Annotated in this window: 20 protein-coding genes; 11 read left to right on the forward strand and 9 right to left on the reverse strand. The window is 64.2% G+C overall.

What is annotated here, in order from left to right:
* Nucleotides 1-2: 2 nt before the first annotated feature.
* The 4 genes from ACV7GQ_RS18950 to ACV7GQ_RS18965 all read right to left on the reverse strand — a co-directional run bounded on the left by ACV7GQ_RS18950 (nucleotide 3) and on the right by ACV7GQ_RS18965 (nucleotide 4,698).
* Nucleotides 3-1,079, reverse strand: a complete 1,077-nt coding sequence (locus ACV7GQ_RS18950; RefSeq protein ID WP_470313512.1) for a DUF354 domain-containing protein — start codon at nucleotides 1,077-1,079, stop codon at nucleotides 3-5.
* The gene (locus ACV7GQ_RS18955; protein WP_470313513.1) at nucleotides 1,076-2,104 is read right to left on the reverse strand and encodes a glycosyltransferase family 2 protein; all 1,029 of its coding nucleotides are present in this window, start codon (nucleotides 2,102-2,104) and stop codon (nucleotides 1,076-1,078) included. Before ACV7GQ_RS18955 ends, ACV7GQ_RS18950 begins: the two co-directional genes overlap by 4 nt.
* A 1-nt stretch (nucleotide 2,105) precedes the next feature.
* Nucleotides 2,106-3,458 (reverse strand): nucleotide sugar dehydrogenase, encoded by a 1,353-nt coding sequence (locus ACV7GQ_RS18960; RefSeq protein WP_470313514.1) that lies wholly within the window; start codon nucleotides 3,456-3,458, stop codon nucleotides 2,106-2,108.
* A 397-nt stretch (nucleotides 3,459-3,855) separates the two neighbouring features.
* Complete coding sequence (locus ACV7GQ_RS18965) at nucleotides 3,856-4,698, reverse strand: DsbA family protein (protein WP_470313515.1); 843 nt, start codon at nucleotides 4,696-4,698, stop codon at nucleotides 3,856-3,858.
* Between the two features lie 325 nt (nucleotides 4,699-5,023).
* Here ACV7GQ_RS18965 and glmS point away from each other — a divergent pair, with 325 nt between their 5' ends.
* The 5 genes from glmS (at nucleotide 5,024) to ACV7GQ_RS18990 (ending at nucleotide 12,555) form a co-directional block, all read left to right on the forward strand.
* Nucleotides 5,024-6,841, forward strand: coding sequence for a glutamine--fructose-6-phosphate transaminase (isomerizing) (gene glmS / locus ACV7GQ_RS18970; RefSeq protein ID WP_470313516.1), 1,818 nt, complete (start codon nucleotides 5,024-5,026; stop codon nucleotides 6,839-6,841).
* A complete protein-coding gene (locus ACV7GQ_RS18975; RefSeq protein WP_470313517.1) occupies nucleotides 6,841-8,604 on the forward strand; it encodes an asparagine synthase-related protein in 1,764 nt (587 codons plus the stop codon). Before glmS ends, ACV7GQ_RS18975 begins: the two co-directional genes overlap by 1 nt.
* A 307-nt stretch (nucleotides 8,605-8,911) precedes the next feature.
* On the forward strand, nucleotides 8,912-10,696 hold the full coding sequence (locus ACV7GQ_RS18980) for a helix-turn-helix transcriptional regulator (protein ID WP_470313518.1): 1,785 nt from the start codon (nucleotides 8,912-8,914) through the stop codon (nucleotides 10,694-10,696).
* 488 nt (nucleotides 10,697-11,184) lie between these two features.
* The gene (locus ACV7GQ_RS18985) at nucleotides 11,185-11,913 is read left to right on the forward strand and encodes a DUF7344 domain-containing protein (RefSeq protein WP_470313519.1); all 729 of its coding nucleotides are present in this window, start codon (nucleotides 11,185-11,187) and stop codon (nucleotides 11,911-11,913) included.
* Between the two features lie 51 nt (nucleotides 11,914-11,964).
* A complete protein-coding gene (locus tag ACV7GQ_RS18990) occupies nucleotides 11,965-12,555 on the forward strand; it encodes a DUF7344 domain-containing protein (RefSeq protein WP_470313520.1) in 591 nt (196 codons plus the stop codon).
* Nucleotides 12,556-12,681: 126 nt separating this feature from the next.
* On the opposite strand, the gene ACV7GQ_RS18995 is transcribed toward ACV7GQ_RS18990, so the two are convergent.
* From ACV7GQ_RS18995 to ACV7GQ_RS19005, 3 genes are all read right to left on the reverse strand, one after another.
* Nucleotides 12,682-12,996 carry a HalOD1 output domain-containing protein gene (locus ACV7GQ_RS18995; protein ID WP_470313521.1) on the reverse strand — a complete coding sequence of 105 codons (315 nt, stop codon included), beginning with the start codon at nucleotides 12,994-12,996 and terminating at the stop codon, nucleotides 12,682-12,684.
* A gap of 87 nt (nucleotides 12,997-13,083) precedes the next feature.
* A complete protein-coding gene (locus tag ACV7GQ_RS19000) occupies nucleotides 13,084-15,222 on the reverse strand; it encodes a bacterio-opsin activator domain-containing protein (protein ID WP_470313522.1) in 2,139 nt (712 codons plus the stop codon).
* Nucleotides 15,223-15,343: 121 nt separating this feature from the next.
* Nucleotides 15,344-16,141, reverse strand: coding sequence for a hypothetical protein (locus ACV7GQ_RS19005; RefSeq protein WP_470313523.1), 798 nt, complete (start codon nucleotides 16,139-16,141; stop codon nucleotides 15,344-15,346).
* Between the two features lie 399 nt (nucleotides 16,142-16,540).
* On the opposite strand from ACV7GQ_RS19005, the gene ACV7GQ_RS19010 reads away from it, so the two are divergent.
* The 4 genes from ACV7GQ_RS19010 to ACV7GQ_RS19025 are packed head-to-tail and all read left to right on the forward strand — an operon-like array spanning nucleotide 16,541 to nucleotide 19,965.
* Nucleotides 16,541-17,383, forward strand: a complete 843-nt coding sequence (locus ACV7GQ_RS19010; RefSeq protein WP_470313524.1) for a DUF4129 domain-containing protein — start codon at nucleotides 16,541-16,543, stop codon at nucleotides 17,381-17,383.
* The gene (locus ACV7GQ_RS19015; protein ID WP_470313525.1) at nucleotides 17,376-18,005 is read left to right on the forward strand and encodes a DUF7269 family protein; all 630 of its coding nucleotides are present in this window, start codon (nucleotides 17,376-17,378) and stop codon (nucleotides 18,003-18,005) included. The genes ACV7GQ_RS19010 and ACV7GQ_RS19015 overlap by 8 nt, the downstream gene beginning before the upstream one ends.
* Nucleotides 18,002-19,273 carry a DUF58 domain-containing protein gene (locus ACV7GQ_RS19020; RefSeq protein WP_470313526.1) on the forward strand — a complete coding sequence of 424 codons (1,272 nt, stop codon included), beginning with the start codon at nucleotides 18,002-18,004 and terminating at the stop codon, nucleotides 19,271-19,273. The genes ACV7GQ_RS19015 and ACV7GQ_RS19020 overlap by 4 nt, the downstream gene beginning before the upstream one ends.
* Complete coding sequence (locus tag ACV7GQ_RS19025; RefSeq protein WP_470313527.1) at nucleotides 19,270-19,965, forward strand: DUF7519 family protein; 696 nt, start codon at nucleotides 19,270-19,272, stop codon at nucleotides 19,963-19,965. Before ACV7GQ_RS19020 ends, ACV7GQ_RS19025 begins: the two co-directional genes overlap by 4 nt.
* 15 nt (nucleotides 19,966-19,980) lie before the next feature.
* On the opposite strand, the gene ACV7GQ_RS19030 is transcribed toward ACV7GQ_RS19025, so the two are convergent.
* Entirely contained in the window at nucleotides 19,981-20,940 is a 960-nt protein-coding gene (locus ACV7GQ_RS19030) for an AAA family ATPase (RefSeq protein ID WP_470313528.1), read from the reverse strand.
* A 359-nt stretch (nucleotides 20,941-21,299) separates the two neighbouring features.
* On the opposite strand from ACV7GQ_RS19030, the gene ACV7GQ_RS19035 reads away from it, so the two are divergent.
* Complete coding sequence (locus tag ACV7GQ_RS19035; RefSeq protein WP_470313529.1) at nucleotides 21,300-22,226, forward strand: hypothetical protein; 927 nt, start codon at nucleotides 21,300-21,302, stop codon at nucleotides 22,224-22,226.
* A gap of 346 nt (nucleotides 22,227-22,572) precedes the next feature.
* Entirely contained in the window at nucleotides 22,573-22,710 is a 138-nt protein-coding gene (locus ACV7GQ_RS19040) for a hypothetical protein (protein WP_470313530.1), read from the forward strand.
* A gap of 156 nt (nucleotides 22,711-22,866) precedes the next feature.
* Here the strand turns inward: ACV7GQ_RS19040 and ACV7GQ_RS19045 are convergent, their stop codons facing one another.
* The gene (locus tag ACV7GQ_RS19045; RefSeq protein ID WP_470313531.1) at nucleotides 22,867-23,502 is read right to left on the reverse strand and encodes a helix-turn-helix domain-containing protein; all 636 of its coding nucleotides are present in this window, start codon (nucleotides 23,500-23,502) and stop codon (nucleotides 22,867-22,869) included.
* Nucleotides 23,503-23,577: the final 75 nt, after the last annotated feature.

The following is a 23,577-nucleotide window of genomic DNA, read 5'->3' on the forward strand; positions in this document are numbered from 1 at the left end:
CGTCACCCGACGTTTTTCGGCGGTGTTTCGACAGCTTCTGTGCCCCGTGGTGGAGCACTCGGATCGCCCGTGAGTTGTTCGAGTATGACATCAGTCGGATTCACTTTCTCTGTCAAGAGATGCATTCGTCGTTGCTGGAACTCCGTTGCTGGCTCCGCGAGCATCGACCGTGCGGCCTCGGCGGCCGTGTCGGTCCCCCCGTCCCCGGCGCAGTTGACGACGAGGCCGTACCGGGATTCGAGTTCGTCGAGGTAGCCGAGCGTGAGGTCACTGACGTAGACGGCGGGCGTGCCGAGGGTGGCACACTCGGCGGCCGTCGTCCCGCCCTCGCCGACGTAGAGGTCGATGGCCGCAAGCAGGTCGTGGAAGCGGTCGGGTTCGAGGTCGAACCCCCGCGAGCTGAGTCGGTCGGGCAGTTCCCCCTCGGTGCTGAGTAGCACCTCGGCCCCGTCGGCCTCCAGCTGTTCGACCAGGGCCACGGGGTCCTCGATACCGCTCACGCCGACGTCGTGAGAGGAACTCCAATCACCGAGCCGGACGAGCACGACGTCGTCGTCGGTCTCCAATCCGACGTCTTCGAGGACCGACTCGTCCGGGTCGAAGTGGTCCGGGTGGAGGTAAGCCAGTTCGTGGTATGCCGGGTACCGAACCTGCTTCGAACCGACGTCGTCGCGGAAGCAGTCCGGTGTACACACCGCGTCGGCGAAGGGGAAGGCCAGGCGTCGGATGAGGGTCGCGTGCTCGGTGTCGTAGAAGACGACGCTCCGTGCACCCACCAGCGACGCGACGTGCGAGACGGCGACCCCCCCGATGGCGGTCATGACGTCGGGTTCGAACGCCAGTGCCCGACGCAACAGCCGAGCCTCGTAGGTCGCTTGTGCCGTGGCGAGCGACAGGAGCGAGTCGGAAGACCCCGCGAGTACCTCGTAGTCGATGTCACAGCACTCCAGCAGGTCGAGCGAGGCCTCGTTGTCGCGGGCGAACACCCGGACGTCGTGGCCTCGACGCGTCAGTTCGTCGATGGCGTGCTTGAAGAAGTGCACGTGGCCGGCGTGCTGGACGGTCACGACGACGTTCATTCACGAATCACCTCGGCGTCGCTCCGTCGCTCCGTGCCGACGGCGAGCGTGAGCGCGACCACGCCACCGAGGATTGCCAACAGCGACTTCGGCCAGGTGGCCGAGAGCGTATCGGGGAGCAGCGCCGACAGGGCGCTACTGACTGCCGCGAGCAGGCCGGCGGCGACGCCCAGTGCACCCACCGAGTAGAGTCCAGAGAGGTGGGCCCGGCCCTGCTTGCCTTCGTTGCCGAGCCGCCAGAGGAACGCCGACAGTATCGTCGTCGAAGTTCGCTTGACGAACTCCGAGAACTCGATGGTGCTCTCCTCGTCGCCGTATATCGCCGCCATCGGCACGTCTGCGACGCGCACGCCCGCGGCGTTCAGGCGCGCGAGCAGGTCGTTCGGATAGTCGTGGTCGTCGGGGATGGCCTCGATTTCGACGGCGTCGAGTGCCTCTGCCGAGATCGCGGTGTATCCGTTCTGCGGGTCGCGGAGGCGCCAGTAGCCGCTCGCCGGCTTCATCATCAGCGTCAGCAGCCAGTTGCCGAGCAACCGGAACGGCGGCATCCCACCCGCGGCGTCACTGTCGGCCAGCCGGTTCCCCTTCGAGAATCCCGCACGCCCCTCGACGATAGGGTCGAGCAGGCGGTCCATCTCGTCCGGGTCCATCTGGCCGTCCGCGTCGATAGTGACGGTCGCGTCCATCCCGTCGCGCGCGGCGAGGAGGTAGCCGGTCTTGAGCGTCCCGCCGGCACCCTGATTCACGCTGTGCTGGACCGGGACGACGTCGGGGACCTCGCCGCCGTGGCCGTCGGGCAGCATCACTTCCTCGGTTGCGTCCGCGTTGGCGGCCGCGACCCGCTGGGTCGTCTGGTCGCTCGTCGTCGCGTACTCGCGAATCACGTCCCACGTCTCGTCGGTCGAGCAGTCGTCGATAGCGTACACGCGGTCGACGTACGCGGGCAGCGACTCGATGACCGACCCGACGTGTTCGGATTCGTTGTACGCCGGCAACACGACGCCGACCGTCTGGCCACGGTACATCTCAGACCCTCCTGTACGCGACCCTGTCGGGAAGGTCCGCCTCGTCGAAGGCGCGGTTCACGTCGACGATGGCCGGTGGGTCCGATAGCTCTGCGGCGACGATGTTCGGATTGAGGTTCTCGAGCTCGTCGTGGGCCGCGCCGAGAAGGAGGCCGTCGAACCCGTCGAAGTTGAGTTTCTCCTGGGTCTCGATGTCGAGGTAGTCCGTGATGGTCTCGTCGTCGAGGAGCGGGTCGTAGCCGACGATCTCGATGCCGAACTCCTGCAGTTCCTCGAGGACGGCGGCTATCTTCGCGTTCCGGATGTCGGCCACGTCGGCCTTGTACGTGAGCCCGGCGGCCAGAACCCGACAGTCGGCGAGCGGTCGGCCCGCCTCGGTCAGCGCCTTCACCATGAGGTCGGCGACGTGCTTCGGCATGGACTCGTTGACCGACCGACTGGCCTCGACGAGTTCCGGGGACCGCCCCTCCTGGCTCGCGCGGTGGATGAGGAAGTACGGGTCGACGGGGATGCAGTGCCCGCTGACCAGTCCCGGACTGTAGTCGTGGAAGTTCCACTTCGTCCCGGCGGCGTCGAGGACGGCCTCGGTGTCGATGTCCATCTGTTCGAACGTCATCGCGAGGTCGTTCACGAGGCCGATGTTCACGTCCCGCTGGACGTTCTCGACGACCTTCGCGGCCTCCGCGACTTCCATCCGTGGCGCGAGATGGACGCCGGCGTCGATGACGTGGTCGTACAGGGCCTTGACGTTCTGCCCCACGGCCTCGTTCTGCCCGCTGACGATCTTCATGACGTTCTGAAGACCGTGCTCTTCGTCGCCGGGGACGGCTCGTTCGGGAGAGTAGCCCACGTAGAAGTCCTCGCCGCAGTCGAGTCCGGAGGCAGATTCGAGCGCGGGGATCATGACCTCCCTCGTCGCACCCGGGTAGACGGTCGACTCGAGGATGACCGTGGTTCCGGGCGTCATCTGGCGACCGACGGTCTCGGCCGCGCCTTCGACGAAGTCCATCTTGGGGTCCCGGTTCTCGTCGATAGGGGTCGGGACCGTGACGAGAACGTACGAGGCCTCGGCGATGCTGCCGGGGTCCGTGGTGAACGACACCTCGCCGTCCTCGATGGTGTCGTCGCCGAGGTCACCAGTGGTGTCGTTGCCGTCCGAGAGCCGGGCCACCGTCTCCTCGGAGATGTCGTAACCGATTACGTCGTAGCCCGACTGGTCGAAACCGACCGCGAGCGGGAGCCCGACGTAGCCGAGACCGACGACACAGACCGTCGTCTCTCGGGGTGTAACGTCCTGTGGTACCTGTGTCGGGCTTATACCGTCGATTGCGTCGTTGCTTGGGAGCGAATTCATAGATATCACCGGTTCACCAGCCCTCAGTGACCGATACGGGCTGTTCTCGTACAGACAACGACGTTGTGGGGGCATTCCTATGAGCCCGCTAAGTACGTTAGCTGACTATCCGGGCGAAATAAACCCGACGTGGGCGTGACGGCGGCGAATCGTGTCGGCTGAGTGGACTGCTTCGCAGGTGCCTAAGGTTACGACCGGGGAATGTGGTCGATTCACACGACCGCCGTCTCACGCCGCGGACTCGCGTGGAAGGCGCAGCGCGCGTCTCTACGCGAGAAACGGCCCGCACACAGCTCCACCGAGATGGTACCGACGCCTCTCGGCCGCTTAAATCTCCATTAAAAGGGGCTCTACGGGCCGGTGCTGCTTCCGGGTGGGGGCGCCGGCGGCCCGTCGATTACTCGTCGGCCGCCGCTTCGAACTGCTCGCGCGTGCTCTCGGCGTCGAGGGTCGGCGCCGTCACCTCGCCGTCGTAGACGACACGTGGAACGGTCCAGATATCGTTCTCGTTCGCGTCCGCGAGCGTGCGGTCGATACGATCTTCGTAGGCGCTTTCGTCCGATGCGGCCTCCCGGACCGCAGACGGGTCGGACACGTCCGCGGCTCCGGCAAACCGCGTGAGCAGTGCGGGCTTGCCCCACCGATACCGTTCCTGGGGCTGATTGGCGAAGACGTAGGTGAAGTACTCCCAGAAGGACTCGGGGTCGGTCTCCCAGACGGCGAGTCCCGCGCGAGTCGACCGCGGGGCGTCGACGCCGAGGAACGGTTCGCCGCCACGATAGGGGACGCTCCGGAACTGGACAGAGACGTCACCGGACCCCACGAACTCGTCGACGAGGCTCGGGAACTGACCGAGCACGAACTCTCGCGTGTAAGGGCACTTCCAGTTTCCGTAGAGAGCCAGTGTCTCGTCGGCGTCGCCAATCGTCGGGTACGCGGTGTCGTCTTCGGGGAGCGTGACCGGGCCCAACGACACGGACGGCTCCGATATCGTCACCTCGTCTACCGACCACTGCTCTTCGGTCTCGGTCGCTTCGGTGGAGTTGGTCCCACTCGCCGTCTGCGTCGGCTCCGGCGTCGACTGTGACGCGTTCGATACGGGCACCTCGCCGCTCTCAGTCGGCGTCTCTCCGCCAGAACCACTGACGCTCTCTACGACACTCGCACAGCCGGAGACGGTGATTGCCGACCCGGCCGCCAACGCAGCCAGGAACTTTCTTCGAGAAGGTCTCTCAGGCATTACCGGTCATTCGTCCGGTCACCGGTTCATTATTTAGCTGGTAAACGACTCCGCAGCGCTCGCGTTCAGAGGCTCGTCGGTCGTCGGAGTGGCGTATCCGGCGTTTCCCTGTCCAGCGTTCTGCTTAGACCCTGTATAGGAATGGCCGGTAAAGCCGTGGATACCAACGAGTCCTTCCCGTCGAATCGGGACCAGGGTGAGAACACATGTACGCACGAACACTGTCGTCAACTACGATTGACCCCACGAACGGACCGCCCGCGTCGATTGCAGCAGCCCCCGCCTCTATCTCTACCTCTCCTGGCCGCCACGAGGTGAGCCACTAATGTGTGGTATCATTGCGCATGCGGGGGCGGACGACGCGGTTGGGACGCTCATCGACGGGTTGGAACGTCTCGAGTATCGTGGCTACGACTCTGCCGGTATCGCCGTCCAGAACGGCTCCGGCATCGCCGTCCACAAGCGCGCCGGTGACGTCTCGGAGGTCCGCGACGAGATTCAGACCGCCGCGTCGTCCGGCGACGTCGGTATCGGCCACACCCGCTGGAGCACCCACGGCCCGCCCACCGACGAGAACGCCCATCCACACACGAGCGACACCGACAACGTCGCGGTCGTTCACAACGGTATCATCGAGAACCACGCCGAACTCCGCGAGTTCCTCTCGGAGGAGGGGTACGAGTTCACCAGCGATACGGACACGGAGGTCATCCCCCACCTCGTCGAGCACTTCCGGAAGCAAGAGAACGAGACTATCGCAGCCTTCCGTCGCGCAATCGAAGAACTGGAAGGCAGTTACGCCGTCGCCGCCCTCGTCCGGGACGAAGGTCGCGTGTACGCGGCCCGGGCCGGGTCACCGCTCGTCCTCGGCCTCGACGACGACCAGTACTACCTCGCCAGCGACATCCCCGCGTTCATCGAACACACGCGCGACGTCGTCTATCTCGAAGACGGCGACGTGGTGGTCCTCGAACCCGACGAGGCGCAGATCTTCGACGAGAACGGGGTCTCCGCCGACCGAAGCGGCGAGCGCGTCGACTGGAACCCCGAGGACGTCGGGAAGGGCGCGTTCGACCACTACATGCTCAAGGAGATTCACAACCAGTCCAACTCGCTCTCGAAGACGATTCGCGGGCGGGTCGATCCAGACGAGGGGAAGGTAGCTTTAGACGATCTCGACGCCGAGATTCTGGACGGCGTCGAGAACGTCCACCTCGTCGCGTGCGGCACGTCGTACCACGCGGCGCTGTTCGGAGCGCGAATGCTCACCGACGCTGGCGTCCGCGCCCGGGTGTTCCGTGCCAGCGAGTACGCGAAGATGGCGGGTCCCACGTCAGACGGGACGCTCGTCATCCCGGTGACCCAGAGCGGGGAAACTGCGGACACGCTCTCGGCGCTCCGGACGGCCACCGAGCGGGACGCGTCGACGGTCACCGTCACGAACGTGGTCGGTTCCACCGCTGCCCGCGAGGCCGACGATAGCGTGTTCATCCGCGCTGGCCCCGAGATAGGGGTCGCGGCGACGAAGACGTTCACGTCCCAGGTCGTCACCCTGATTCTGCTCTCGCAGAAGATAGCGGCCGAACTCCCCGACGCGTCGCCACGAGAGGACCTCTCGGAACTGCTCGCCGCTCTCGAACAGATCCCGAACCACATCGACCACGTCGTCGAGACCAGCCGTGCGGAGAAACTGGCCTCGCGGCTCCTCGAGTACGACGCGTACTTCTTCATCGGACGTGGGATGAGCCGCCCGGTCGCGCTCGAGGGTGCCCTGAAGTTCAAGGAGATCACCTACGAGCACGCAGAGGGCTTCGCCTCGGGACAGCTGAAACATGGCCCGCTGGCACTCGTCACCTCGCAGACGCCCGTGTTCGGCCTCTTCACGGGTGAAGACGCCGAGAAGACGGTCACGAACGCGAAGGAGGCACAGACGCGAGGGGCCGAGATTATCGGCGTCGGACCGGCCGACGGTCCCGGTGTCGCGGAGTCGGACGCCTACCTCGAAGTCCCCGACACGCATCCGGTGTGTCAGAACCTCCTCGCTAACATCCAGCTCCAGCTCGTCTCGTATCACACGGCGAAGCAACTCGACAGAGCCATCGACAAACCACGTAATCTCGCGAAGAGTGTGACAGTCCAGTAATGTCTCTCCAGATGCAACAGGTCGACCGGGACGTCCGCCCGATGAACAAGGAACTGTTCGGTGTGTTCGGTGACGAAACCACCTTCGAACAGTACCGATCGCCGGACGAGTTCGACAGAGTCGTCTCGGGTCCCGACCTAACCTTCGGCGTCCGAAGTTCGGAACTCGACATCCCCGGTCGAACTACCGTCTTCGAGAACGAAGCCGGCGCCTGTGCCGTTTGGGGAGAAGCATACCCTCGCTCCATCGACGGCACGGACCCGGCCGAGTGGGCACTCTCGGAGTTCGCGGCCCACGGAACCGACGCCCTGACCGGATTCAACGGTTCGTTCATCGTCGTCGCCGACCACGAGAACCAGCCCGGTGTCGTCGCGACCGACAGCGTCCGGAGTCGAGAGTGTTACTACGCGGACACGGGCGGGACGCGCGTGTTCGGTACCGACCCGGCGACTGTCGCCGCCACCGTGCCGACCCCGAAGGTCGACTACGAACCGCTGCTCGAGTTCCTCCACTTCGGCGTCGTCTTCGACGATAGAACGGCACTACAACAGGTCAGTCGCATTCCCTTCGACAGTTGGCTGACCGCCACGGATACCTACGAGTTCGGTCGGTTCGTCTACGAGTCCCGTGAGTTCGACTACGCCGCCGAGCTGGCCGAGCGGATGCGCCGCGCGCTCGAACGACGGAGTGGGCTTCCCGGACGCAAGGGGGTCCTGCTGAGCGGTGGGTACGACTCACGGACGATCCTCGCCGGCGTTTCGGACCTCGACGCCGCTTACACCGTCGGGGAGTCCGATAGTTCCGAACTCACTGTCGCCGAACAACTCGCCACGCAGTACGGGATTCCTCACCAGACGCTCTCCGTCGACGAGCGGTACCTGAACACGGATCTCGATACCGTCAAGTACGGTCACGGTATCATGGAGTCGCTCCACATCCACCACGCGGGGTACATGGACCAGATGGACGTGGACACTATCTACCACGGTGGCCTCGCCGACACGATGCTGCGTGGGCACTTCCAGCCGATCACCGGCGTCGAGGTGTTCGACCGGAAGTGTCCGCCGTATCGCATCGACCCAGACCCCGACATCGCCAACCACTTCGCCGAGAAGTTCGGGTACCTCCCGGCATCCGAGATGCTGTCCCGGGACACCACGATGTTCGACGAGTCGGGCAAGGAGTTCCTCCGCCGGCGGGTCGACGAGGTTCTGGACCGCTGGGACCATCGCTTCGACAGACTGTACGACGGGATGGCGTTGTTCGGGATACTCAATCAGCCGTCGCGCCCGTTCCGCTTCCAGCTGAGCGACAAGTTCGTCGAATCGTGCGTTTCACTCGACGCGGAACTCGTCGAGTGGCACCTCGCCACACCTCCAGAGCATCGGAACACACAGACGTACCTGCGCGCCCTTCGTAAACTCGACGACGACATACTCCACCACCGACCCCCGGACCGGCCCTACGACTCGTACACGTTCAATCAGATAGACAACTTCCTCCGAAGAGCGATGCCGTTCGTATCGGGATATCAGGGCCCGTGGCCCGACCGAGCGGAGCTGTACGACCGTTGTGGGCTCGACGAGAAGATATTCTCGGAGTCGCCCGGTATCCAGGAACTCCCCTGGCGCCTCAAACTCCGCGTCAACGACGTTACCACCTGGCTCGACTCGACGACTGACGACGCCTCGATAGACCCCTCGGACCTCGTCCAACCCGGTGAGGACTGCCAGACGACGTCCGCACCCCACGGCCGCAGCTGAACAGTACCTTACACACAGCGTTCGAGCGGTAAATCCACATTAATATTGTTGGAACGGTCTCTCGCACTCCCGACTCGATAGGTATCGAGCCGGCCACCCAGACGTGTATGAATAATTACCCATGACGCCTTCCCTCGCCGATGAAATTGACTAATTGGTTCCAGCGCCCTCGGTTAAGATGAAATTAACCGAGTGAACACATTTTTTCGACAAAATTCGACTAGAAGCCGTGCTAGCTTTAAAACGTGTGACTAATGTCTGACGAGCCAAAAAGGCTATCAGTTATTACGTTCATTGCTCGCGCAACATGGACAAGCGTCAGTTATCGTGCGCAATCAGGGTTATCCTCGCTTTAACGACGGTGATAGCGTTCTCTGCCGGCGTTGCAGCGGGCGCGGGCCCCGCAAGTGACAGCGAGGCAACGGCATCGGCCACCATCGCCGACGTGAGCCAGACACACGCTGCCGGTTCTGTTGGTAACACGACATATGTCTGGGGTCACACAGCTCAGGGTCAGCCTGTCGACGCCTACCTCGTCAGTGTGGAGACCTCTTCGGCAGGGCCACAGACGGAACTCTGTCTCGAAACGAACGGTACTACGACGTGCACGTCGCTCGCGAACACCTCTTCGCCTACTCTCTCCTATCCTGCTACGAACGCGACCGAGACGACGCTGAACCTGACACTCCGGGACACCGAGACGGGCACCGTTCTTGACACCGACTCCATCACGGTCCAGCAGATCCCTCGAAGTGGCGACCTGGACGGGGACGGCCTGAACAACGAGAACGAGGTCAACGCCGGAACGAACGTGAGTAACGCCGACACCGACGGCGATGGGCTGTCCGACGGGGCGGAGGTGCACGAACACGGGACGTCGCCCACGGCGGCAGACACGGACGGCGACGGCCTCGTCGATCGAGTCGAACTCAGCGTCGGCGCCGACCCGATGGCCGCTGACACGGACGGGGACGGTCTGTCAGACCACCGTGAGCTGGAACTCGGCACCGACCCGACCTCCTCAGATACGGACGACGACGGGCTCTCAGACAGCGTCGAACTGTCCGAAGGCACCGATCCGACGGTCGCAGATACCGACGGTGACGGCGTCACAGACAGTCGCGAACTCGCCCAGGGGACGGATCCGACAGTCGCGGATACCGACGGCGACGGGCTCTCTGACGGCAGGGAGCAAGAACTGGGTACGGACCCGCTCACGGCAGACACGGACGGTGACGGCCTCGCGGACAGCAAGGAGGTCTCCCTCGGTACCGACCCCACGGTCGCGGACACCGACGGTGACGGCCTCACTGACAAGCAAGAAGTGACTGAAGGGACGAACCCGACGGTCGCTGACACCGACGACGACGGCCTCGCCGATGGAGCGGAACTAGAGGCCGGCGCCGACCCGACAGTCGCAGACACTGACGGTGATGGACTCGAAGACGGTCGAGAGGTACACGTAGCAGGCACCGATCCGACGAGCGTGGACTCGGACGGGGACCTGATGAGCGACAAGCTAGAGACCACTCTGGGGACGAACCCGACGAGTCCACTCACGCCCGCGTGGCTGACGAGTACGGTCCTCGGGTTCGTCGTCGGTATCGGGCTCTCTATCACCGCTATCCGAAGTGGGTTCGTCATCGATGTCGTCGACAGCGCTCGAGCATTCCAGATGGGCCTCCTCAGGTCCGAGGATCGGGCACTCGAGATGACCGACGACACCACTGAGCCCGGACTGATGTCGGACTCAGATGGCGACACAGAACCGATACCGGACTCCGCCGAGGCTGTCGTTGCAGACCGTGACGACGAACTCGTTGCCGACGACGAACTGGTGTTGGAGATGCTGCGGGCCGAGGCCGGGCGGATGAAGCAGAGCGACATCGTCACGGTCACTGAGTGGTCGAAAGCGAAGGTGAGCCGGTTACTCTCCGGCATGGACGATGACGATGACATCGTCAAACTCCGGATCGGTAGGGAGAACCTCATCTGCCTGGAAGAGGCGAAGCCGGCGCAGATGCAACTGGACCGTGACCGGGACGACCACTCGGGGCCCGTCGACCGCCCGGGATCCGGCAGAGTCTGCTGACGGCCGACGCGGGCGGCGCAGGCAAGCGGGCAGAGGTCGACAGCCTCGCGGCCGTCCGGCTCGACGTGGTGCCGACTCTCTCGCCGCTCACGGCGTCTTTTCGCCCGCCTCGACAGCTACGTCTGAGTGGATCGGCACGCTCACGCACCTGCAAATCTCTCTGTTTTTCACGGTAAGATGACCTTATAGACGTAGTAACGCGATGTAGAGCGGCTGGGACCGCCGATACCGACATGGGGCCCGCGAACGTCCTCGACGACGATGTCGCGCCGCCACGAGCCCCACGGCGCGCGGAAGCACTATATCGGGTGTCAGGAATCGCTTACTGGGGTTTTCACCGCCTCGAAACGTCCGTTTCCGCCGGACGTGAACAGTGTTTAACGACAGTTTAGACGGTTGCCGGGCCGGGTGAAACAGTTATCGACGGCGGAAAGGAACGGAACGACCGGCGCTTTATATGGGGAAATGGGCTCAAGGCTGAACCGAACATGCCCGAAGCTACACTCCGAAACGAGACGTCAGACAGCACCTCCGACGAGTCGGAAGCTGCGTCCGACTCCGATACGGACTCGGAACAGGAGTTGACGCGCGACGACATCTTCCACGTCCTCCAGTGCCGTCGGCGTCGCCTCGTCCTCAAGTATCTCCAGGAGTACGACGGCGACGAGCCCGCGCGCATGGGCGACATCGCAGAACACATCGCCGCCCTGGAACACGACACCACGATCGACGCTCTCCGTTCCCAGCAGCGACAGCGCGTGTACATCGCGCTCTACCAGTCCCATCTCCCGAAGATGGACAAGGCAGGTGTGCTCGAATACAACCAGAGTCGAGGCTACGTCGAGACGACGGAACTGGCCGCGCGCTTCGACGCCTACCTCGGCAGCGAACCGTCACTGCTACACGACGAGGAAGCTGAGGCGGATGCATCGGCTTCCGACGACGTTCCGGCACCGGAGATGGATGACGACGACCAGGTGACCGCCGACGTCGATGTGAGCTGGCACAAACGCTATCTCTACGCTGCCGGTGGGAGTCTGTTCGTCGCGTCCGCACTCTCCAGTGGGCTCATGTCCGCCCCCCTCCCGTCACAGGTCGGTGTCGGCATCCTCGTCAGTGCCCTGTTTACGCTGCTCGCGGTGAGCCACTGGGTGACCGAATCGTCCTGGTCGGAGCTCGGGCTGAGCCACCTGGACCTGAGTAGCTGGAACAAGTGAGTCGATTCGATGTTCCATCACCCCACGCGGGCTACTCTCGATATATAAGTAGTGCTGAGAGAGAATATACTAATGGTACTATCGAAACTATCTGCGCGCCCGTCATGGTTATCGCCCGACGCGGACGAGGCCTCCGACCCCGGCCGGGAGACGCCGACACTCGACGAGGATGCGGTTTACGACCTCTTGGGTAACGAACGTCGGAGGGTATGTCTCAAACTGCTGTCCCAGTCCGACGAGGTCTGGGACGTCAGCGATCTGAGCGAACGAGTCGCGGAGATCGTCTCCGACCCTTCGACCTCTCCGGACGACATCTACAACAGCGTGTACATCTCGCTGTGCCAGAACCACCTACCGAAACTGGACGAGGTCGACCTCGTCGAATACGACTCGGAAGCGAAGACGATACACATCGGTCCAGCTTTCGATGACATCGGCCGTCACTGGTTGGCCGACGATCGACAACAAGACACGTCGCCGCCCGCGTTCCGGCTGACACTCGCCGCCAGTGTCATCACCGTGCTCGCCATCGGCACGACCCTCCTGCTAGGTCCAGCGCTGACGCCGTTCGTCCTGCCCGCCCTCCTCGCACTCCATCTCGTCGTACTGGCGGTGGAAGCTGGCATCCGACAGTCCTCCTGAAGATTCTGTCTCGTGGCGCCGCGAGTCTCAGCCCAGCAGCGCGTAGCGTGAGCGAGCGTCAGCCCGGAGTCCGACCACCCGACAGTCCCCCGAACACCCGCCACTCATCATGGAGCACTGCGTCTCTCATTCGGGTGCAGAGACGACGATAGCCTGTTGCTCGTCGACTGTCACCTCACACCCAGCGAACGGAAACGTCACACGACAGCCGCTCTCACGCGCGTCTCTCCCGATATCTGGATCGAAGAACATGTCCAGTGCGTCGGAGTCTATCTGCTCTTCGAGCGGTTCGAGTTCCGTCGGTTCTCTATCGATCGCCTGTGCGACCGCGGCGACCACCGCAGTGCTCATGTTCGTCTCGCAGTGCTCCCGTCGCTGAAACCGGTACGTGTTACTCCGGGCGTCGTACTCGACGTCGGCTCCAAGGTCGCAGTGGATCATCGTCACATCGGTATCATATCTGAAGGTATGAACTTATCTTGTGGCTAAGGAGAGCTACGGAGAGCACACGACCCGGCCCGGAGGTCCCTACTCCTCGTCGGCGTCGAATAGTAGCTCCAACAGTTTCTTGAGCGACACCCGCAGGTGGCGGTTGAACGTGGGCTGGGAGATATCCAGCAAGCTCGCTACCTCCTCGGCAGTGTGTTCTCGGGGCCACTCGAAGTAACCGCTCAGGAGTGCTGTCCGAAGCGCCTCTAACTGCCGGTCGGTCAGGCGCTGTTCGAACTCGACCCGGAACGGTTTGTCACGCCGGGACGGTCGTGTCCGCTGTGTCCGGGAGTGTAACCGTACGTCCGGTGCGACCTGTTCGAGTGACTCGACGAACCGACGAACATCCGTCTCTGCCGGCAACGTCACCAGCAGACGCGTCGTGTCGCCGTCGGCGGTGAGGTCGCGCAAGGTTCCGCCAGAACTCAGTATCTCGCTCACGAGAGAGACCGCCTCAAGCTCTATCTCGTACAGTTCGCCGTCGCCGTGCGGGACGTGGTCGACGGCGCCGACCAACGGCGCTGACTCGAGGGCACGCTTCACCGCTGCCGGGTCCGCCTCGGTGACGACGAGGAACAGGACCGCGTTCTCGTTCCGGGCGAGCACCCCCTCGAAGTCGAGCTTGGCACCCGTCTCACGTGCCACCCGACTGAACACGTCGGTGCCATCCGTCAGCGTCAGTTCGAGGTCTATCACCGTGTCCGAGAGTAGCGACCGCTTGCGCTCGACGACGCTGATGCCGTCCGCTATCGCTCGGGCGATATCGTCGAACGCGTCAACCACCTCGTCGTCGAACGCGTCGGCGTCGGTCGCGTGGACCGTCAGGGTGCCCCACAGTCGTCCGTCCCGGTGAAGCGGGACGCTCAACACCGACTGGAACCCGCGCGTCAGCGCCTCTTCGCGCCAAGTGTCGTCCCTGAGGCCACTCGTGATGTCGTCGACTACGACCGTCGACTGGCTCCGGGCGGCCCGAACTGCGGGCTCCTGAACGCTTTCGTCCAGCCGGAGGTCGACCGCGTCGAGGTAGCCCCGCTCCTCGCCAGCAAACGTCCGAGGTTCGAGTCGGTCGCGCTTACTCCCGACTCGGTCGATGCGGACGAACGAGAACTGGTCGGTGTCGACCAGTCCGTTCACGACTCGCTGCTCGAGCTCGGCCTGCGACTCGGCCTCGATTCCCGCTCGTTGCACGACGGCCATGGCGTCGACGAGGCTGCGACGCCGCTCGAGGCGACCGGCACGCTCGTCGAGTTCTGCTGCTTGTCGCTGCAGCGACTGGGACTTGTCTATCTGTTCGAGCGCAGCCGTCGCTGCCGTCGCGAGACTCGTCAGTTGCTCGTCTGCACCGACGGCCTCGTGTTCGTGGGTCTCCAGGGCTACGTGCAGCACGCCGAACTCGCCGATCGGGAGCGTTGTAGATGCACGCTCGGCACCTATCTCTGTCACATTTGACCTGTCGCGGTGTCTTTCGACGTCGCCGGTGACGAAGCTCTCCCAGAGCCGCGTCCCTGGACCGGCACTGACCGGCCCTTCACTTTCGCTGTCCGCTGATGCTGCGGCGACGCGGCGGAGGCGCTGCCCGTCGGTATCGAGCAGGTACACCGCAGCGTGGCTGTAGTCGAGCGTCGACCTCGCCGCGTCGACGACCGCCTCCGCGACGGCCTCTCGCGTCGAGGCCTCGAACAGCCGGCGGAGCGTCTCGGTGGACTCTCCCAGCAAGCTCGGTCCGTCGCTCCAGTTCGGTACCTCGGGTCGGTCTCGTTGGCTCGACCGTTCGAGTACACGCCTGACACGGGCCTGCAAGACACAATCGCCGGACGAATCCGAGGGGTCGAGACGCACGACGTCGGCCGCCCCTGATTCGATTGCCGTTCGCTCGTCGCCCGCGGTCAGGTCCGCACCGGCCAACACGATCGGAATATCGGGGTAGGCATCCGAGATGTGTCGGAGTAAGTCGACGCCACTCCCGCCGTCGAGCGACTTCGTGCTCACGATGACGTCCGCATCGGCTCCGTTCTCGAGACTGGTCAGCGCCGCTCGTGCCGAGTCGAACGACATCATGCACGCGTCGGCGTGTCCGGCGGTGAGCGCTTCGAGTGCGGCTTCTATTCGCTCGCTCTCGCCGACGACAACGACGGTGGCTGGCCAGTCCAGCGTCACGTGACTGACGTCGGAAGCCATTACGCTCTGTATGGCCTCGGCCTCGTCTGATGCCCCAGCAGTCTGCCCACCGCGGGACGACTCGACACTGTGGGCGCCTGTGGAAGCGGTCTGTCGTACGTAGGCGGGCGAGCGGTCATGGTCAGCCCTCCGTTCGCTCGATGGTAATCTGGACGTCGTCGCCGTCTTTCAGGTAGTACTCGCTCGGCTGGACCGACTCGCCGTTGACTTCGATAGAGATAGTCGTGCCCGAGTCGTCCCTGTCGTAGGTCGTCCCGTTGAACGAAATCGTATCCGCTGTGACGTTGACGCCGCTGAGCGAGTCCAGCGCGTAGTCGAGTGTCACGTTCGAAGAGTGCGAGTGCCAGTACTCGCCCTCACCGCCCTCGAAGTGGAAGTGGCGGTCGTTGGACTGGTACTTCGAACGGCTGAAGTCGACTTCCTCGCCGTCGACGGTGACGGTCATGTCCCCGTGGATGTGTTGCTGCTCGTTGTCGATGTAGTTGCCGGGCACCGAGGCGTTCATGTCGGCCGTCTCGACGGTGACCCACACTTGATCGCCGTCCTCGAGCGTGACGGCCGTCGGATCGACCTCCTCACCGTTCACACGGTAGTAAATATCCGTCCCGTTAGTCGATTCTTCGTAGGTAGTCCCGTCGACGGAGAGTGTGTCCGACTGGGCGTCGACGCCGAACCGACTGAGCGATTCGGCGAGCGTCATATTCGAATCCGTGACCCACGTGTGCGGGTCGTCAGCGATACCGAAGCCGTCGCCCGACTCGTCGCGGTCCTGCAAGTCGAGTTCGTCCGCGGCGACCACGACGGTCATCTTCCCTGTCGTCGTTCCGTCGGTCCCATCAGCGTCCGAGGCCGACGACGGGGTCGACGTCTCTTCGTCGCCGTGACTGTGGTTGTGGTCGTGGCCGTCGTCATCGCTCACAGTCTCTGTCGCGGTGTCCGTCGTCTCCGTGTCGGTCGTCGCGGCAGTCGTCTCCTCTGTCGTCGTGTTAGCGCCACTCTCGCCAGCACCGAGTCCGGCGCAGCCGGCACCCAGTACCAACAGTCCGGCGAGGAGTAGTGCGAGTAAGCGTCGTTTCGGAATGCCAAACATCAGTATCGAGTGGAGCCACGGGTGGAGGGCGGTTTATTACCGGCCCGATAGAACCGCTTATCTGGTGTATAATAAGGCCGCTAAGGGTAATTCCGTCACACAGACAATGCGTTCTACGGCAGCGACTATCCGGACCTCGCTCGATTTCACCAGCGTATCGCCACGAGGAAACCACTATCCTGCGGCCGGCCGACAGGGTTCGCACCGGGACTGGCTCGTCGCGGAGCAATGAATCAGCAGCACGTCATCACAATCCTGCTTGCGGGCTGTTGTCTGTTCGCCGCCGTGAGTATGGCAGCGTCCCTCGAAACGTCGGTTCCCGGGAACCCCGACGACGTCGTCGACGTCGACACCGACTCACTTCCACTGCCATCGGAGCAAGCCGACCAGGTGAAACAGGCACTCCAGTCGGGCGGGCAGAGCGACACGGAGGGTAACTCCGGAACGACGAGCGAGCCGTCCTCCGACGGGAGCCAACAGGGTCGTGAGTCGAGCCGCGCCGACAGCGGGGCCACAGAGCCGACTGCAGACACGACCGACGGAACCGGCCAGAGTTCGGGTAGCGCTGCCGATTCTGAGGGCGCACAGAGCGGGCTGACTAAACAGGCTGGTCTCGGTCCGGGTGGACCGGTCGACAGTCTCATGGACATGCTCCGTTGGCTGTTCGAACGGCTACTCGCCGTCGTTGCCGTGCTGGCGGTGCTCGGTATACTCGCTCTCGTCGGCCACAAGCGCGACTTGTTACTCGACAGACTCCGTGAGTACGTCGGCCGTGAGTCGACGACCGACGTCCGAGCGGCCACGACGAAACTTCCGAGTCGCGAACCGCAAAACGAGATAGAGCGTACGTGGCTCGAGATGGTCTCCCGAGCAGGGGCCGCCGACGACCCCTCCCTCACGCCCCGCGAACGCGCGGAAGCGGTCGCGCAGACTGGGCTCAGGAGTGAACCCGTTCGGGAACTCACCGACCTGTTCGAGGCGGTTCGGTACGGTGATCGACCCGTTACGACCGACGAAGTACGTGAGGCGTCGGCACACCTCCGACACTCGATGGGGCAGCGCGATGACTGAGACGACAGACCTCGCCCTGGAGGACCTCCCGTGGGGTCGAATCTCGCTCGGCGTGGTCGGGGTGCTCGTGATGGTCGCCGCGTTCGTAACCGCCGGTGATCTCGCTGCCGGACTCGTCTCCTCGCTCCGTGCGGGCGTCGAGAACGACTATCTCCTCGTGATGGCGTTCGGTGGCGTCGCCGTGGCGCTCGCGTCGCTGGTGTTTCTCACGAGCAGTGACAGCGTGGAGGTCCGTGAGATGCCCGCGGTCGAGGGACCGACGCCGGCACCCGAACCAGGCGAACGCTTCGACGAGCAACTCGACGGGTGGCGGACCGTGGTTCCCATCGTCGGGCGGGACGTTCGTGAGGCGGTCAGGGACCGTCTCCGTGAGGCGGCAGTCCGGACGGTCGCAGCCGAACACGGGTGGCCCGAGGCGAAGGCATCGTCGGCAGTCGACGACGGGTCCTGGACCGAGGACCGGGTCGCGGCCCGGTTTCTGGCCACCGGGGCCAGTCGGGACAGCGTCCGAACGGGACTGCGGGCCGTCGCACACGGTGAGACGCCAGTCCGGTACCGTGCGCGACGAACGATGGGTGCCATCGCCGAATGCCACGAACGAACCGGGGGGCGGTCCCGATGAGTGACGCGCGACGCACACACCGCTGGCGCGGCGTCCTCGTCCTCACGCTTGGGGCCGCCGGCGTCGGCTTGCTCGCGAAACGGCCTCTGTTGCTCCTCGTCTCGACGCTCGGGGTCGTGTACGCGGTGTATCCCAGACTCTCGTCGGTGTCGGAGCCACGACTCGACATCGACCGCCGCGTGAGCGAAGCGAACCCGCAGGCGGGGACGAGCGTCGAGGTGACGACGACGGTACAGAACGTCGGTGACCGACCGATATTCGACCTCCGCGTCGTCGACGGGGTGCCTCCGGCGCTGGCCGTGACCGACGGAACACCGCGCATCGGGACCGCGCTTCGGCCTGGCGAGAGCGCCTCGTTCTCGTATACCATGGCGGCGAAGCGAGGACGCCACCGTTTCGAGGCGGCGACGGCTATCGCTCGCGACCCGAGCGGCGGCCACGAAGTGGAAGTCGAGATCGAGACGGACACAGAGGTCGACTGTACGACGGACGTCGGAACGGCCCCCCTCAGGTCACAGACGCTCGACGTGACAGGACAGAACCCCGCAGACTCCGGCGGAAGCGGGACGGAGTTTCACCAGACCCGCTCGTACCGACGGGGCGACCCGGTCGGGCGCGTCGACTGGAACCGGTACGCCCGGACTGGGGAACTGACGACGATAGAGTTCCGTGAGGAACAGACCGCGAGCGTCGTCGTCGTCGTCGACGCGACGCCGGGGGCCTACCGGGGGCGAGAGGGCGAGCCACACGCGGTGGTCGCAGCGGTCGGTGCGGCACAGCAACTCGCCGAGACGGTCCTCGACGGACAGAACCACGTCGGCCTGTCGGTGCTCGGGACCGAGGACCTCTGGTTGCCGCCCAGTAGCGGTCGACGCCATCGGCTCCGGGTCCAGGAACTTCTCGCCACGCATTCGGCGTTCGAAGCACGGCCACCCGAACCGGGGACGACGGCCGACGTCGAGGCGCAGGTCGAGACGCTGTTGGCGCGCCTCGACGACAATACGCAACTGCTGGTCGTCTCCCCGCTACTCGACGACGACGTCGTCGAGGCGGTCCAGCGGTTCGAGGCCGAACGGCACCGGGTGACGGTCGTCTCGCCTGACGTGACAATCACCGACGGCACGGCTGGTGGTCGTAAACTGGCTGCCATCGAGCGGGACAGTCGTCTGCGACGCCTGCGCCAGTCCGACGTCACCGCAGTCGATTGGGAGACGACTGAACCGCTCTCTGCGACGCTTCACCGACGAACGGAGGCCATGCACGGATGAACGCAACCCACTCGAACTCGAGACCGACGCTGCTCAGTAGCGTGCTCGCAGTGCTCGCCGCCGCGGCCGTCCTCCTCGCTCTCGCCGGAGACACGACTGACGTCGGCACGTGGCTGGTGATCGAACTCGTCGGTCTGGGCCTCGTCGGCCTCGGGGCCGCGGTCTACCGAACCGACTACCGGGTTGTCGGTCTCCCACTCGGACTCGTCGGTGCCGCGGTTTGTGCCGTCGCAATCGGTGGGTTCGGTAGTCAGGGCGGTCCGCTGAGCGAGCTACTGCGGCTGGCCCCCGGGTTCCTCGGGCTCGCGGTCCTCGCTGCCGCACTCGTGCCGGTGCGTGGGGACGGGTCGCGCTCGCTCGTCAAACTGGGCACGGGCGGTCTCTTCGCCTGTGTGGTCCTCGCCGGACTGTTCCAGACCGCGGATCTGACGCTGTTGCTCGGGACTGCAGTCGGGACGATCGTCGCCTGGGACGCGGGTGAACACGCGATCGGTGTCGGGGAACACCTCGGCCGCGGGGCCACGACGTGGCGCCTCGAAGCGAGTCACGTCACCGGCACGACGCTGGTCGGAGCCGTGGGCGCTGCTGTCGTTCTCTTCGCCCGCGGGTTCGCGAACGACGGCCTGTCCCTGGCCTCGTTCGCGATGGTGTTCGTCGCTCTCGTGTTGTTGACCGTGGCGCTGCGCTGGTAGCCCGCAGCGTCGCAGCTACTGGTAGCCGACGCTCGGGACCGGTACGTCGTCGAGAACGTCGTCGACCACGTCGCTACTGGTGGTCTGGTCGATAGTGGCGTCGGCGGTCAACACGATGCGATGTGCCAGTACCGGGTCGGCGACGGCTTTCACGTCGTCCGGGGTGACGTACTTCCGCCCTTGCAGGCTGGCGTAGCCCCGCGCGACTTCGAACAACCGCTGACAGCCGCGGGGCGAGATACCCACTTCGACACGGGGGTCCATCCGCGTCTCGCGAACCACCTCGACGATGTAATCTTTCAGGTCGTCGTGGACGGTGATTCGCTCGGGGACCTGCTGCCACTCCCTGACTGCCGCCGTCGTCAGCACCTGTTGGGCGCTGGGTGTCTGGTCGTCACGAGCGTCACGGCGGTCCAGCAGCTCCCGTTCTCCGGCCTTCGGCGGATAGCCGAGACTGGTCTTCACGAGGAAGCGGTCCTTCTGAGCCTCCGGCAGCGGGAAGGTCCCCTCGCCGCTCTCGACGGGGTTCTGCGTCGCGATGACGAAGAAGGGTTCGGGCAGGTCGTGCGTCTCTCCCTCCATCGTCACTTGCCCCTCCTCCATCGCCTCCAGCAGGGCCGCCTGTGTCTTCGGCGAGGCGCGGTTTATCTCGTCGGCGAGGATGACGTTCGCGAAGATCGGCCCGCTGCTGAACTCGAACTCTCGGGTCTTCTCGTTGAACATGTACGTCCCGGTTATGTCCGTGGGCAGGAGGTCGGGCGTGAACTGTATCCGATTGAAACTCAGGCCCAGCGTGGTCGCGAAACTGCGCGCAGTCAGTGTCTTACCGGTCCCCGGTACGTCCTCGAGCAAGACGTGTCCACGCGAGACGACCCCGGTCAGAATCATCCGTAGCACTTTCTCGTCGACGACGACGGCGTTAGAGACCTCGTTCAACACGGCCGTGGCTCTGTCCCCAGCCTCGGTGACGTTCATACTCACTGGTCGGCCACACGCACAATTACTAACTGAGTGCTAATGGTGTGTTTAGACTTGTCACGACTGCCTCGAGTGGGCGCACGGACCGTTCAGCTACGGCGGGACGTCGGACCTACATCATGGAACGGCCCACCCTCGTAGCACCGTATCGCCGCCCGTGTGGCCAACGAACCGAGATAGAATCCCGTTCCGTGGTTTCGAATTCGTCGTTAAAACCTTGTGGCCACGAGTACGAGCGGCTGGTCGCACGCCCGCGGTTTCCCGGTCTTATCATACTGCTATGCTCTGTGGCCTGATGTTTATACGAGATTTACCGCCCGAGTAATAAGGGGCTCGACGGACCGACTCAGAGTCGCATGTCACTCAAGCTGTCGCGTTCACAGATTACCGCGGTACTCGCCGCCCTGCTGGTGTTGCTCGCCGGGTGTTCGTCACTCGGCGGGTCCGGTGGCGAGACACCTGCGGAGACGGATGCTACGACCGAAGAGGAGACGATGAGCGAGGAGACGACCGATTCAGAGATGGACACGACGAGCCAGGACAGCGAGTCCGAGCTCTCGGGACGGATGCTCGTCGTCGTCGAAGGCCAGGAGAAGCACCTCGACACCGAACCTGGTGCGAAGTTCTCCTTCAACGAGACCAACGAGCACACGTGGACGGCCGAGGAGCCGATGACCCTCGCCGAAGCGCTCGAGACGGCCAACGTCACGGCCGAGCCGGACTCGTTGACCATCGACGGTGAGACGTACAACGAGAGCGACGCGAACACGACCATCACGTATCAGGTCGCCGGCACGGAAATCGAGGACCCGAGCGAGTACACCCTGGAGGACATGAACCCCGCGCACGAGCTCGTCGTTCGTGTCGACGACCACGACCAGGAGGTTCCCGGTCGGCTCGTCGAGCAGTCCCACCCTCACCCGCACGGTCGTCTGAACATGACGGTCGACGGCGAACCCGTCGACTTCACGCAGGAGGAGTACGTCATGGCCGAAGAGGCCTTCCACTTCCACGGTGACGAGGACGCCGCCCGCTGGCACGGTCACTCGCTGAACCTCACCGTCGCGTACGCCCTCTCGACGTTCCCCGGCATGAACGTCTCGGAGGACGCGATGACGTACAACGGGACGATGTATCTGGAGAACGGGAGCGAGACGTCCTTCACCGTCACGGTCGACGGCGAGGAAGTCGACCCGAACACCTACGTCCTGAAAGACGGGGACTCCATCGAGGTCACGCTGAACGAGTCCGAGAACTCGTCTGTCAACAACGTCTCTAACTGACCGCGATATTCGTGACTCGTGGCCCGATCTGACGGGCACGTACCCGACGACCACCACCGCTATTTCTCGCTGCCGGCTACGAAGCCACTACTACACGCTACCGTGCGGTGCTCTCACCTCGCTGTCGGCTGGCCAGCTGATCACGCAACCGCTGGCAGCAGACCCGCGACGCTGCCTCGGCGGTCACCACCACTAGTCGCCGTCTTCGCCCGGTCAAATCGATTCGAGAGCCTTCATCAGACTGGTTTTGACGCTTTGAAGCAGGCACCCTCCACCGTTCTCTGAACGGTGGTCTTCAGCGGTTAACGACTGCATATTGAGGTATCCCCGTGCCGGTGAGTACGGTATGGTTGATTACTTCACCATGCAGAAAGCCATCCGTGCGACGAAGGAGGACGGCGAGGTCGCCCTCGACCAGTTCGAGCGCCGTTCGGACGCCGACCCCTGGCACGAGGCCTTCCATCGGGCAACCGAGGACCGCTAACTATCGGTTTCTGACTCTGGTTCGACGGACCCCCTGTTGGTACCGGGACAGCGACGTCTCGTGGACACGCCCGGCCGCATCGAAGCGCTCAACGTACCCCGTCTCAGCAGGCGGCGTGCTTCCCGAATTCTGTCAGCGGTCTGTCCAGTACCACGCTCACCGAGCGTACGGCGCCACGGCGGCGGCCTCCGCCCTCCGAAGTAACTCTCCGGCGGTACTGTGCGCACAGCCCAGCTCGTCCGCAACGTCCTGGACGGACCCTGTCCGGGGCACTTCGTAGTATCCAACCTCGTGGGCCGCTTCCAGTGCCGCTCGTTGGCGGGCCGTGAGACGTACCTGCGAACGCTGCCGGTCGAACGCGCTCACTTGCGATATCGTCACGTCGCCCAATGCGCGCAGGTCGTCGTAGAAACGACTCAGTCCACCCGTGTCTCCGACCGCCTCGAATTCCACGATGCCCGACGCGTCGAACACCACGGGTGGGAGGAAGACGACGCTCGCGTCGGCGACCACTGCCATCACCGAGTCGTCGAACTCGAACGCCCGTTGCTCGACGAAGGCGTATGTCCCCTCGGGACCGCCGACGAGGGTCGTCGTGACCGGGTCGACGCTCTCAAGGACCGTTCGTACGTCGGCTTTCGTCCCGTCGTACCAACAGAGGGTCGTGACGTCCGCCGTCGGCCCCCACATCAACAGTTCGGCCGGGGATATCTCGGTGTCGCCCATCAACCGGGCGTGTATCGGGTGTCGCAGGTCGGCCGGATAGTCGACCCTGAACGTCGTCTGTTTCATGGGGACAAAACATTCCCCCTCATAAATAAAGGCAGACCAATCCGGCAAGTAATATTCCCACCCAGACGCCGTAGG

Source organism: Haloarcula sp. MBLA0163, assembly GCF_055632435.1.

Excerpts from the sequence above, each read along its gene's own strand:
- ACV7GQ_RS18950 (WP_470313512.1), bottom strand. The coding sequence starts at position 1,079 with ATGAACGTCGTCGTGACCGTCCAGCACGCCGGCCACGTGCACTTCTTC.
- ACV7GQ_RS18955 (WP_470313513.1), bottom strand. The coding sequence starts at position 2,104 with ATGTACCGTGGCCAGACGGTCGGCGTCGTGTTGCCGGCGTACAACGAA.
- ACV7GQ_RS18960 (WP_470313514.1), bottom strand. The coding sequence starts at position 3,458 with ATGAATTCGCTCCCAAGCAACGACGCAATCGACGGTATAAGCCCGACA.
- ACV7GQ_RS18965 (WP_470313515.1), bottom strand. The coding sequence starts at position 4,698 with ATGCCTGAGAGACCTTCTCGAAGAAAGTTCCTGGCTGCGTTGGCGGCC.
- glmS (WP_470313516.1), top strand. The coding sequence starts at position 5,024 with ATGTGTGGTATCATTGCGCATGCGGGGGCGGACGACGCGGTTGGGACG.
- ACV7GQ_RS18975 (WP_470313517.1), top strand. The coding sequence starts at position 6,841 with ATGTCTCTCCAGATGCAACAGGTCGACCGGGACGTCCGCCCGATGAAC.
- ACV7GQ_RS18980 (WP_470313518.1), top strand. The coding sequence starts at position 8,912 with ATGGACAAGCGTCAGTTATCGTGCGCAATCAGGGTTATCCTCGCTTTA.
- ACV7GQ_RS18985 (WP_470313519.1), top strand. The coding sequence starts at position 11,185 with ATGCCCGAAGCTACACTCCGAAACGAGACGTCAGACAGCACCTCCGAC.
- ACV7GQ_RS18995 (WP_470313521.1), bottom strand. The coding sequence starts at position 12,996 with ATGATCCACTGCGACCTTGGAGCCGACGTCGAGTACGACGCCCGGAGT.
- ACV7GQ_RS19000 (WP_470313522.1), bottom strand. The coding sequence starts at position 15,222 with ATGGCTTCCGACGTCAGTCACGTGACGCTGGACTGGCCAGCCACCGTC.
- ACV7GQ_RS19010 (WP_470313524.1), top strand. The coding sequence starts at position 16,541 with ATGAATCAGCAGCACGTCATCACAATCCTGCTTGCGGGCTGTTGTCTG.
- ACV7GQ_RS19015 (WP_470313525.1), top strand. The coding sequence starts at position 17,376 with ATGACTGAGACGACAGACCTCGCCCTGGAGGACCTCCCGTGGGGTCGA.
- ACV7GQ_RS19020 (WP_470313526.1), top strand. The coding sequence starts at position 18,002 with ATGAGTGACGCGCGACGCACACACCGCTGGCGCGGCGTCCTCGTCCTC.
- ACV7GQ_RS19025 (WP_470313527.1), top strand. The coding sequence starts at position 19,270 with ATGAACGCAACCCACTCGAACTCGAGACCGACGCTGCTCAGTAGCGTG.
- ACV7GQ_RS19030 (WP_470313528.1), bottom strand. The coding sequence starts at position 20,940 with ATGAACGTCACCGAGGCTGGGGACAGAGCCACGGCCGTGTTGAACGAG.
- ACV7GQ_RS19035 (WP_470313529.1), top strand. The coding sequence starts at position 21,300 with ATGTCACTCAAGCTGTCGCGTTCACAGATTACCGCGGTACTCGCCGCC.
- ACV7GQ_RS19040 (WP_470313530.1), top strand. The coding sequence starts at position 22,573 with ATGGTTGATTACTTCACCATGCAGAAAGCCATCCGTGCGACGAAGGAG.
- ACV7GQ_RS19045 (WP_470313531.1), bottom strand. The coding sequence starts at position 23,502 with ATGAAACAGACGACGTTCAGGGTCGACTATCCGGCCGACCTGCGACAC.